At 34.3% G+C, this 10,557-nt stretch carries 12 protein-coding genes; all 12 read left to right on the top strand.

From position 1 onward, the window contains the following. The first annotated feature begins 582 nt into the window (after positions 1 to 582). The 12 genes from KFD70_RS22945 to KFD70_RS22890 all read left to right on the top strand — a co-directional run bounded on the left by KFD70_RS22945 (position 583) and on the right by KFD70_RS22890 (position 10,534). Positions 583 to 1,065 (top strand): MarR family winged helix-turn-helix transcriptional regulator, encoded by a 483-nt coding sequence (locus KFD70_RS22945; protein WP_336454043.1) that lies wholly within the window; start codon positions 583 to 585, stop codon positions 1,063 to 1,065. A gap of 175 nt (positions 1,066 to 1,240) precedes the next feature. Next, positions 1,241 to 1,978: a 2,3-diphosphoglycerate-dependent phosphoglycerate mutase gene (gpmA, locus tag KFD70_RS22940; protein WP_336454042.1), complete on the top strand. Its 738-nt coding sequence runs from the start codon at positions 1,241 to 1,243 to the stop codon at positions 1,976 to 1,978. A gap of 193 nt (positions 1,979 to 2,171) precedes the next feature. Continuing rightward, positions 2,172 to 2,912 (top strand): type II toxin-antitoxin system SpoIISA family toxin, encoded by a 741-nt coding sequence (locus KFD70_RS22935; RefSeq protein ID WP_336454041.1) that lies wholly within the window; start codon positions 2,172 to 2,174, stop codon positions 2,910 to 2,912. 122 nt (positions 2,913 to 3,034) lie between these two features. Continuing rightward, positions 3,035 to 3,163 (top strand): hypothetical protein, encoded by a 129-nt coding sequence (locus KFD70_RS22930; protein WP_033671175.1) that lies wholly within the window; start codon positions 3,035 to 3,037, stop codon positions 3,161 to 3,163. A gap of 70 nt (positions 3,164 to 3,233) precedes the next feature. Beyond that, positions 3,234 to 3,410 carry a stage II sporulation protein SB gene (spoIISB, locus tag KFD70_RS22925; RefSeq protein ID WP_174099725.1) on the top strand — a complete coding sequence of 59 codons (177 nt, stop codon included), beginning with the start codon at positions 3,234 to 3,236 and terminating at the stop codon, positions 3,408 to 3,410. A gap of 242 nt (positions 3,411 to 3,652) precedes the next feature. Further along, on the top strand, positions 3,653 to 4,588 hold the full coding sequence (locus KFD70_RS22920; RefSeq protein ID WP_336454040.1) for an ATP-grasp domain-containing protein: 936 nt from the start codon (positions 3,653 to 3,655) through the stop codon (positions 4,586 to 4,588). A 251-nt stretch (positions 4,589 to 4,839) separates the two neighbouring features. Further along, a complete protein-coding gene (locus KFD70_RS22915; protein WP_336454039.1) occupies positions 4,840 to 6,306 on the top strand; it encodes an aminoacyl-histidine dipeptidase in 1,467 nt (488 codons plus the stop codon). A gap of 195 nt (positions 6,307 to 6,501) precedes the next feature. Then, the gene (locus tag KFD70_RS22910) at positions 6,502 to 6,780 is read left to right on the top strand and encodes an ArsR/SmtB family transcription factor (protein ID WP_336454038.1); all 279 of its coding nucleotides are present in this window, start codon (positions 6,502 to 6,504) and stop codon (positions 6,778 to 6,780) included. A gap of 111 nt (positions 6,781 to 6,891) precedes the next feature. Then, positions 6,892 to 7,275, top strand: a complete 384-nt coding sequence (locus KFD70_RS22905) for a VOC family protein (protein WP_336454037.1) — start codon at positions 6,892 to 6,894, stop codon at positions 7,273 to 7,275. 1,066 nt (positions 7,276 to 8,341) lie between these two features. After that, positions 8,342 to 8,593 carry a hypothetical protein gene (locus tag KFD70_RS22900; protein WP_207994510.1) on the top strand — a complete coding sequence of 84 codons (252 nt, stop codon included), beginning with the start codon at positions 8,342 to 8,344 and terminating at the stop codon, positions 8,591 to 8,593. 199 nt (positions 8,594 to 8,792) lie between these two features. Then, positions 8,793 to 9,518: an ABC transporter ATP-binding protein gene (locus KFD70_RS22895; protein ID WP_336454036.1), complete on the top strand. Its 726-nt coding sequence runs from the start codon at positions 8,793 to 8,795 to the stop codon at positions 9,516 to 9,518. Then, positions 9,515 to 10,534, top strand: a complete 1,020-nt coding sequence (locus KFD70_RS22890) for an ABC transporter permease (RefSeq protein ID WP_336454035.1) — start codon at positions 9,515 to 9,517, stop codon at positions 10,532 to 10,534. The genes KFD70_RS22895 and KFD70_RS22890 overlap by 4 nt, the downstream gene beginning before the upstream one ends. Positions 10,535 to 10,557: the final 23 nt, after the last annotated feature.

The following is a 10,557-nucleotide window of genomic DNA, read 5'->3' as shown; positions in this document are numbered from 1 at the left end:
AATACGTTGGTGAGTACAACATTGTTTGTAATCTAGTTGCTTTAGTATAAAAGGATAAGATGGGGCGCTGTATGCGATGAAAGTCGCACGTACAGTGCTAAGCGGGGGAAAAGATGGAGATAACTTCAAAGTCTTACCTATCGCAACGAATATAGTCCGGGTAGAAAATTAGAAGACGCCAAATCATTAGAGTGGTATGAACTATGGATAGTGCTCTTTTTATTTTAATAAAAGGACATGTGTGGAATGAAAGTATGAAAAGGTTAATTAGGTGAATGGAAAAAGCAAAGCAATCAAGTAAAAAAGAAAAGTTTAAGCACATGGAATATCGAGAATTTGGCATAGAGCATTCTAAAATTGAAGGTAAGTGATGTGAAAGGTAGTTCAATTTGCGAAAAGAAGAAAGTTAAACAAAAGTATATTGAAATTACGGCAGCATGAAAGAAGGTGCGTTGTTGATACATCAAAGATGGGTTCAATCCCTAAGTTGTTTCATTAAATGATTCTCCTTTTTAAGTTGAATAGACGATCTAATATTCCCAAGATAAATTGTGGTATAATTTACATATAGGGGGAAAGTAGATGACACAACATAAAGAAGAACAAATGAATCAGGCGCTTGCATTGTTTTATTTTGCATATAAAACATTTACAGAAAAACCAGATGAAATTATAAAAGAATATGGTATACAGCGCGTACATCACCGAATTTTATTTTTTATTGCTCGCTTTCCAGGGCTCAGTATAAATGAATTGTTATCTCTGTTAGAAATAAGTAAACAAGCTCTTCACGGACCACTTCGTCAGCTTCTTGAAAAGGGGCTTATCGAAAGTAATGAAGCAGAACATGATCGTCGTGTGAAACAACTTGTCCTCACGAAAGAAGGAGCAGAGCTAGAGAGAAAACTAAGCGACGTGCAAAGAAAACAAATGGGAAGTATTTTTTCAAAATTTGGTGAAACGTGTGAAGAACATTGGCATCAAGTGATGACAGAACTAGCAAATAGTCGTTTCGGCTTTGATGCATGGCTCTCCAAACGTGAACAACTCGTTGATCAAAAATAAGGAAATGATTCATTCCTCTGTTTTTAAAGTTTGAAAAAGAATTGGTTTTATCTATGTATTTTGGCAACTATGAGGGAATCATAGAATACATGGATAAAAAATAAACATTACTAGATACTTTATGACGTGTACGTATTGTAAAATTTAAATTGTTATTTCCGAAAGGGGAATTATGATGATAAAACTTGTACTTATTCGTCACGGACAAAGTTTATGGAATCTTGAAAACAGATTTACGGGATGGACAGATGTAGATTTATCAGAAAATGGATTAAACGAAGCACGAGAAGCAGGTGCAATATTAAAAAACAATGGATATATATTTGATGTTGCGTATAGTTCTGTTTTAAAACGGGCAATTCGAACACTTTGGATTATTCTGCATGAAATGGATCTGGCTTGGGTTCCCGTACATAAATCATGGAAGTTAAATGAGAGACATTACGGTGCGTTGCAAGGATTAAATAAAGATGAGACAGCAAAGAAATATGGAGATGAACAAGTTCATATATGGAGACGAAGTACGGATGTGAGACCGCCGGCTCTTACTGAAGATGATCCAAGGTATGAAATTGCTGACCCAATGTATAAGCTGCTTAAAAAAGAAGAATTTCCCCTTACAGAATGTCTAGAAGACACAGAAAAAAGAGTGTTGGATTTTTGGCATAAGGAAATCGCACCAACATTAAAATCCAGTCAAAAAGTAATCATTTCATCGCATGGGAATACAATTCGTTCGCTTGTAAAATATTTAGATAATTTATCGAACGATGGGGTAGTATCATTAAATATTCCAACGAGTATCCCTCTTGTGTATGAATTAGATGAAAATTTACAACCTATTCGTCATTATTATTTAAGCATGGATGGAGAAGTACCTGAAGGTGTAATTCCAAAACATATATCTTTGTAAAAAATATTTTTGGGAATTTGAAATGCAGGCTTGTCTGCATATACAATGTAGATTCATTATAAAAGACGTGGATTTCTTTTTAGTATATGCGGCGCTGCTTACTTTAGAAGGTTGTCCATGTCTTTTGTCATAATGAGAGAAAGTTGAGCATGTAATGATATCGTGAGAAGTTTTTGAATGGAGGGTGATGTGATTGACAGTCTCTAACATTCGAATTGGTTTGTTTTTTCTTGTACTAGTTTTTTTATTTCTTATCTTCTTTTATTGGAAAAATGAAGAGGTGTATGAAGAAAAAAAGCAGCTTATTCGAAAAACATGGTATGGTGTGTTTATTACTTCAGTCACAATTTATTTCATGGTGAAAGGAATTGATTTAACCCTCTGGAAAAACATTTTAATGTTCGTTGCGATGGTTATATTTGTCGATATTGCCTTTATTTTAACTCCAAATATTTCGGAGATATGGGGAGCGAAGTTTAGTGATATCGGAAAGACTGTTCAGTCCATTAAACGATCATTAATCGCTTCAAAAGCAAGGGGAGAGATTTATACGACAATCATTCAAAATGTAAACCCCACAGCATTTGGTACGATGGAGTGGAGAGCAGAGGCTGAGTATGCACAAAGTTTAAATGTATTTCTTGATACGTATGCTGAAAAAATTGGAGCAAAAATCGTTGTCTTTGTGACAGCTGATGAATTAAATACAAATTTCCGTGGCATTCGCTCTCAGTTTAGTATCACAGTACCTTTAGAACATATAGCGCAATTAAATGAACAAAAAGCTGTTCAAGTAGAAAATGTCGGTATCATACCAGCGAAAATAGTAAAAGATGTTTGTATTGTTATTGATGGTCAAAAGAACAATCTTCAAGATCGAGATTTTGAAAATGTATATAATTTAACGATTCAGCATAGTTATTTTAGTAAATAGGACAGAAGCAAAAGTTTCTGTCCTTTCTTTCATACATAAATATGGACAAAGTTCGTGAAAATGAAACATAATTGAATAAATTTGGACAATCATCCCAACACTAGCAGGTAGAGGTGATTGTAGTGGAAAAAGAATATAGCAATGAATTTTTCAAAGAAGAAACAGAGGATACAACAGATTTCTCTTTAATAAAAGGAGATACAATGCAACAAGTAGAAGAGTTAGAAGAAGAATTAAAAAGAAAAGGATAACGTCTGATTTATATTTGAGATATAATGAAGAGAGAAAGATTGTATCTTTTTTATAAAGGGGGAGGAAAAAATGCAAGAAATGAAACAACAAAAACTTGCTTTTTTTAAAGAAAAAAAAGAAGCATCGAATACAGATTTCTCTCTTGTGAAAGGTGCATTAACAGAAAATATTAATCGACTAGAAAAGCTCATGAATCATGATGCATCAAAATATATGCAAGGGAAAAAATTAAAAGAAAATGTATAAAAGCATTTTCTTTTTTTATTTCTTTTTCATTCCTGCTCCGAATTCCTCAAAATCTAGTAACTTACGAAGTACATAAAGGAGCTTTGATCTGATGGACTTTGTTATCTAGTAAAAAACGAAAGGCGCTTTGTATTGTTTTTCGCTTTTTTGTATTAAGATTAAGTTGTCTTAAAATTAGTATTTTGCAGATTACTAAAAATAGTATAATGAATACAATCACATTTTAGAAAGAAGGTATTCCCTTGAAAAAGATTTACGTTATTCATGAAAACGCAGAATGGACAAGACATCTAACGAGAAGATTGGAAGAACTCGGTCTTCCTTATGAAGAATGGCATTTAGACAAAGGGAATGTGGATCTTTCGTCTGTTCCGCCGCAGGGCATATTTTATAACCGTATGAGTGCTTCTTCTCATACAAGAAATCACCGCTTTGCACCAGAGTTTACGGGTGCTGCCCTTGCTTGGTTAGAGAGGTATAATCGAAAAATATTCAATGGAAGCAGAGCATTGCAGCTTGAAGTAAGTAAAGTCGGGCAATATATGGCACTGAATGCACAAGGAATCCGGACACCTAAGACAATTGCAGCTGTTGGTAAGGATCATATTATAGAAGCGGCAGCGCAATTTGAAGGACGTCCATTTATTACGAAGCATAACCGTGCTGGAAAAGGATTAGGCGTTCAACTGTTTCAGTCTGTTGTTTCTTTACAAGAATACGTAGAAAGTGCAGCATTTGAAGAGCCAGTAGATGGTATTACATTAATTCAAGAATACATTCAATCTCCTGAGCCTTACATTACACGTTGTGAGTTTGTAGGTGGGAAATTTGTATATGCAGTTCAAGTCGATACATCAAAAGGCTTTGAATTATGCCCAGCTGATGCTTGCCAAATTGGTGATTTGTTCTGTCCTGTTGGAGAGAAAGTCCCGGAAAAACCGAAGTTTCAAATTATTGAGGGCTTTGATGACCCAATTATTCAAAAATATGAGGCCGTTTTGGCTGCAAATGATATCGCAATTGCTGGCATTGAGTTTATTCGAAATGCCGATGGTGAAATTTTCACTTATGACATTAATACAAACACAAACTACAATGCTGACGCGGAAGCAGTTGTTGGAAAATACGGTATGCTAGAGATTGCGAAGTTTCTTGGTAGTGAATTAGAGAAAATATAATAGTTAGGAAGAAAGCTGCTGATGAAGCAGCTTTTTTGTAAGTTCCATTCGGGCGTAAATTGGTAATGAGAGGTTTTCTGTAAAATACATAATCATTCTCCTTATTCTGTTGAATTGGTATAGGAGAGTCTTGATTAGTAGGAGCGATAGCTCTACATCTTTAATAAAAAGTAACATGATGAAGCGTGGTATAATGATAACGAATAGAATGATTTAAAATTCAAAGATGTATTTAAGAGAGGAGCTTCACAATGTATTCTAATTTAGAACAATTAACAAAGCACCCGGTATTTTACCACTTTGCAGAAATTTCAAAGATTCCAAGAGGATCTGGTAATGAAAAAGAAATTAGTGATTTCCTAGTGAAATTTGCAAAAGATCGTAATTTAGAAGTTGTACAAGATGAAGCTTTAAACGTAATTATTAAAAAGCCAGCAACTGACGGTTATGAAAATGTCCCAGCAATTATTATCCAAGGTCATATGGATATGGTTTGTGAAAAAAACCAAGCAACTGTTCATGATTTTGAAAAGGATGCAATTGAGCTACGAATCGTTGGGGACATGCTGTATGCAAATCAAACGACTTTAGGTGCAGATAATGGTATTGCGGTTGCTTATGCATTAGCACTATTAGATTCGGCTGATATTCCGCATCCAGCTCTTGAGGTTGTGATTACAACAGAAGAAGAAACGACGATGGGTGGAGCCTTTGCTGTTGATGCAAAGCACTTTGATGGGAAAATATTTATTAATATCGATTCTGAAGAAGATCATAAATTATTAGTGAGCAGTGCAGGCGGAGCGAAAGCAGTTGAAACAATTTCTGTTGATTGGGAAGAAGCACCTGCTGAATTAGAAGCATACCGTTTATATGTTGGAGGACTAAAAGGCGGTCATTCCGGTATGGAAATTGATAAACAACGAGGAAATGCGAATAAAGTGTTAGGGCGCGTTCTTCATGATTTATCAAATGAGATTTCATTTAACATAAGTGACATTCATGGTGGATTAAAAACAAATGCGATTCCACGTGAAAGTGTTGCAACAATTTTATTATCTGTAAATGACGTAGAAAAGGTAGAAGAGAAAGTAGAAGAATGGACACGTATTTTCCAAGAAGAGCTACGTGCTGTAGATCCTGATGTACATGTTTCTCTTACAAAATTAGAAGAAAAAGTAGAAAAAGTATTTGCTAGAACAACACAAAGTCAGCTTATTTCTTCTTTATTCCTAATTCCAAACGGTATTCAAAGCATGAGTATGGATATTAAAGGACTTGTAGAAAGTTCAACAAATTTAGGTGTTATTGAAACATTACATAATGAAATTAAATTACGAAATGAAGTAAGAAGTTCTGTAAGTAGTTTAAAACAGCACATTACAAATGAGATTAAGCATATTGCAGAATTGGTTGGAGCAAAGTTCGAGAAGGAATCAGAGTACCCAGAATGGCCGTACAATCCGAAGTCACCAATTCGTGAATTATTTGAAAACGTGCATAAAGAAAAATACAATAAAGACGTTGAAATCTTTGCGGTACATGCTGGTATTGAATGTAGTGTATTTGTTCAAAAAATGCCTGAATTAGATGCGATTTCATTTGGACCAGATATTTTCAACGTTCATACACCAGATGAGCACATTAGTATTTCATCAGTTATCAATAACTGGGGATTCTTTGTTGATGTAATGAGAGAAACGAAATCTTTAGCATAAATAAGAATGAGCTGAACTGCCTAAGGAGGTTCTTGGGCAGTTTTTTGTTGAAAATCAGTTTATATTTCTGTAATGGTTCCAAATTACAATTATGTGACTTTAACTTGTTAAGATTGCATAATACGGTTCCTTTATCATGTAACTTTACAGTTGCTTATTGTTGACGGCAACCATATAGTTGCTTATACTTGATATATGAATTGGGACAAAGACGCTATATTCAAAGCACTTGGCGACTCGACTCGGCGGCTTATATTAGACGAACTATCCGAACGTAACGAGCTGACGTTGTATGAACTTACGGCACGTCTTATTATGAAGCACGACCTTTCCATTTCGCGACAGGCGATTGCTAAACATCTTACTACATTGGAAGATGCGGGGCTCGTAGAATCAATGCGAAAGGGAAAATATCGAGTACTTATGTTTAACAACGAACCACTTAAAAACTTACTGAAAGGATGGATAGAGTAATTTTATAATATCGTAACAGGACTTGCTGACGAATATGTGGGTTGTTTTTGCGGAAAACCAGACTGTTAGTACAGTACATGCGTCACAAATAAAAAAGGAGGCAAAAATAATATGAAAATCGTTGTTACTAGTATATTTGTACAAGATCAAGACAAGGCACTGGAGTTTTATTCAAAAAAGCTAGGGTTTGTAAAAAAGGAGGACGTTCCCGTAGGAAAATTTAGGTGGATAACGCTTGTTTCTCCTGATGATCAGGGCGGTACTGAGCTTTTACTCGAACCGAATGAACATCCTGCCGCAAAAGAGTATCAAAAGAAAATATTTGCTGAAGGCATCCCAGCAACAATGTTTGGCGTTACAGATATTAATAAAGAGTACGAACGATTATTGGAAAAAGGCGTGAAGTTTACTATGGAGCCGACAAAAATGGGCGAAGTCACAATAGCTGTCTTCGACGATACATGCGGCAACTTTATCCAGATAGTGCAGAAGTAACTTCATGACGAAGTAACCTAGTACTAAACGAATTTATTGGCAAGTTTTAAGTTAGGTGAAGTGTTTTTTATTAAAAAATAAAAAACCTTATGTTAACCCTGTCCTACTTTTAGGATGGGGTTATATGTTTATAAGGTCTAAAATTAAATGAGGTTGTTATCATTCCACAATGGAAATGTAACATTGTGAATATGTTCACTTCAACTTAGGATTCTGTTAGTTGAACAAGGAACATCAAAATAATCAAACTTTTTTATAAAAAGTAGTTCCTAAACTAGAAGGAAGCTATTGGATTGATCAATCTTTATTCAAAATAATGGATTTTAATATGCACTGAATCAAGATTTAAAGAGTGATTTCTAATCAAACTATCTTTTAAAGCAATATGTGTTGCTGCGGTATAGATAAAATAAAGAAAACTTTACAGAGCGACAATGCAGTTGATATCTGTAATTGTAGTTAAGGAGGAAGGAAGTGTAAAGTTAGTAATTTCACATACCGTATTGAAAAAATACAAAATAAAACATTTGCTGAAAGATGAATAACATAATTAATAAGAAGTGCTAAAAATATATTTAATAGAACTTTTATAAGGATTTTTAACAGACTAGAAATTGTAGTCGTGCAATTAAATTAAGCTGCACGACTTTTTTATTTATCTAATGCAACTATTTTGATAGAAAATAAAAACCCAAATATATTAGTAAAAGGAACTGTTTATCACGCATTAACGGGTAGTAAGACCCCCACCTCAAGATTCAGAGAGAAATGGGGAAGAGAGGTGGGGGATCAACTGCCCGTAAAAGCCCGATTGGTAAGGGCTAATAATCAGTGGGGGATGAAGAAAATCCCCACTGATTAAAGGTTCACTTTATAGGAAAAATAGGTGTTTTTAAGTACAAGTATCCATTACAATTTTGTTAAATTTGTTCTACACTACATAAAATAACAAATTTTGACGTTCTTTCTTTGATATAGTGTAAATAATTAAAATACTCAGTTTTTAATTGAATTAGAATGTTTATGGTTTGTGCATATAAAAAACTTTTTATAAAGGAGTGTACACATGCATAAAGAATTTGAAATTGAGGAATACACAGCAATTGAAGAACAAATTCATTATTATAGTCAGTGTTTATTGGTGAATCACCCTGAACAAATTGTAAAGTATTTAGAAAAAAGATTAGAAAAGTATACAGAAACATTGAAATATGCGCACTTGTATCCTGAAAAAGTCATTTTGCCTATACAGCAATTAGTAATTGAGTATTCTTTTGATCTTGCTAGGATTAGAAAGTATTTAAATTTAGAAACATAGCTTATAAATAATGTTTAAAATGAAACAGAGTCGGCAATGAGAAATTCATTCTATCGTCGACTCTGTTTCATTGTTGTATGCCGAAGTTAGTTGTTGGAAATAAGCAAAAAATAATACTTATAAATAAAGTTTGACATATAATACTTCAAGAGTAGAATTAAAGTGAGTACTCACTCATTTTAAAAGGGAGGAGATTTTATTGCAGCAACCTTCTGTGATTTTGCAAGATGTATCAAAAAGTTTTGGTAAAAAAGAAGTATTACACAATATTTCACTATCTGTATCAGACAAAGAGATTTTTGGTTTAGTAGGTCCCTCGGGTTCTGGAAAAACGACACTTATCAAAATGATTGCTGGTATTAGTGAATCAACGACTGGTGATGTAACAGCTCTAGGAACGAAAATGCCTAATTTAAATGAGATGAAGCATATTGGGTATATGGCACAAGCTGATGCCCTGTATGAAGAGTTATCAGCTTATGAAAATGCAGATTTTATTGCGACGATGTATGGATTAAAAGGAAAGAGTAAGAAAGAGAGAATAGAAGAAGTATTTACATTAGTTCAATTATCACAGCATGCTAAAAAACAAGTACAGCATTTTTCCGGTGGAATGAAGAAGCGTTTATCACTTGCTATCGCACTTCTACATGAACCTAAATTATTGATTTTAGATGAACCAACTGTTGGAATTGATCCAGTTCTTCGCAAATCTGTTTGGGAGAAATTTTATGAGCTCAAAGAACAAGGAACAACGATTATTGTGACAACACATATTATGGACGAAGCTGAATTTTGTGAACGTCTTGGATTAATTAGAGATGGGAAGTTAATTGCAACGGGAACCCCAAATGATTTAAAAGATCGAACTTCATCAGGACGGATTGAAGATGTCTTTCTATTGGAAGGAGCGGTTGAATCATGAGAGTCAGTGGTGTAATTATTCGGATTATTCGCCAGTTTCTACGAGATAAACGATCACTTGCAATGATGTTTGGAGCTCCTATGTTACTTCTTTGGTTATTATCGCTTGTGTTTACACAAAAAGATTACACTCCTCATATTGCATTAGTAGATATTCCAACGCTTATAGTGGAATCAATGAAAAAGCAAGACGCTACCATTTATGAGTATAGTAAAGAAGACGCACGTTCTAAGTTGGAAAATCAACAGATAGATGCCATTATAACTTTAGAAAATGGAAAAATAAATGTATTACTGGAAGGTAGTGATTCTTCAAAAAATCGTGCCGTACTACAAGTACTGCAAAAGGGTACAGAAAAAAATGAAATGCCTGGTATGAAACCAAAAATTGATTTTTTACATGGTTCCGCAGATTTTACGATTTTTGATGGACTAGGACAGGTATTAATTGGCTTTTTCACATTCTTCTTTGTCTTTATTTTATCAGGAGTTTCCTTTGTACGAGAACGTTTAAGTGGGACGTTGGAAAGACTGCTATCTACTCCAGTTCGCCGCTGGGAAATTGTTGTTGGTTATATAGTTGGATTTGGTATTTTTGCGTTTATACAATCCGTTATTATTGTAAGTTTCTCTGTTTATATTCTTGATTTATATGTAGCAGGATCGCCTTGGCTTACGTTATTAATTACGTGTATGCTGTCACTAACAGCATTAACACTAGGTACTTTTTTATCGGCATACGCCAATAACGAATTTCAAATGATTCAGTTTATCCCACTTGTCATTGTGCCGCAAATTTTCTTTTCAGGATTGTTCCCAATGGAATCAATGAATAAGTGGCTACAAATGCTTGGGAAGTTATTCCCGCTCACATATGGTGCTGATGCGATGAAACAAGTGATGATTCGTAATCAAGGATTTACTGAAATTGCAAGCGATCTTGGTGTGTTACTTCTTTTTGCGCTATTATTTGCAATAGGGAATGTATATGCTTTGAGGAAACATCGTAGAATATAATTTTTATAAAAAGGGGCATGATG

Origin of the sequence: Bacillus pfraonensis (assembly GCF_050768835.1) — a bacterium.
Classification (GTDB): domain Bacteria; phylum Bacillota; class Bacilli; order Bacillales; family Bacillaceae_G; genus Bacillus_A; species Bacillus_A pfraonensis.
Note: the sequence above shows the minus strand (reverse complement) of the source record. Positions and strands in the feature narration are given on the sequence as shown.

Excerpts from the sequence above, each read along its gene's own strand:
- KFD70_RS22945 (WP_336454043.1), top strand. The coding sequence starts at position 583 with ATGACACAACATAAAGAAGAACAAATGAATCAGGCGCTTGCATTGTTT.
- gpmA (WP_336454042.1), top strand. The coding sequence starts at position 1,241 with ATGATAAAACTTGTACTTATTCGTCACGGACAAAGTTTATGGAATCTT.
- spoIISB (WP_174099725.1), top strand. The coding sequence starts at position 3,234 with ATGCAAGAAATGAAACAACAAAAACTTGCTTTTTTTAAAGAAAAAAAA.
- KFD70_RS22915 (WP_336454039.1), top strand. The coding sequence starts at position 4,840 with ATGTATTCTAATTTAGAACAATTAACAAAGCACCCGGTATTTTACCAC.
- KFD70_RS22910 (WP_336454038.1), top strand. The coding sequence starts at position 6,502 with ATGAATTGGGACAAAGACGCTATATTCAAAGCACTTGGCGACTCGACT.
- KFD70_RS22905 (WP_336454037.1), top strand. The coding sequence starts at position 6,892 with ATGAAAATCGTTGTTACTAGTATATTTGTACAAGATCAAGACAAGGCA.
- KFD70_RS22900 (WP_207994510.1), top strand. The coding sequence starts at position 8,342 with ATGCATAAAGAATTTGAAATTGAGGAATACACAGCAATTGAAGAACAA.
- KFD70_RS22890 (WP_336454035.1), top strand. The coding sequence starts at position 9,515 with ATGAGAGTCAGTGGTGTAATTATTCGGATTATTCGCCAGTTTCTACGA.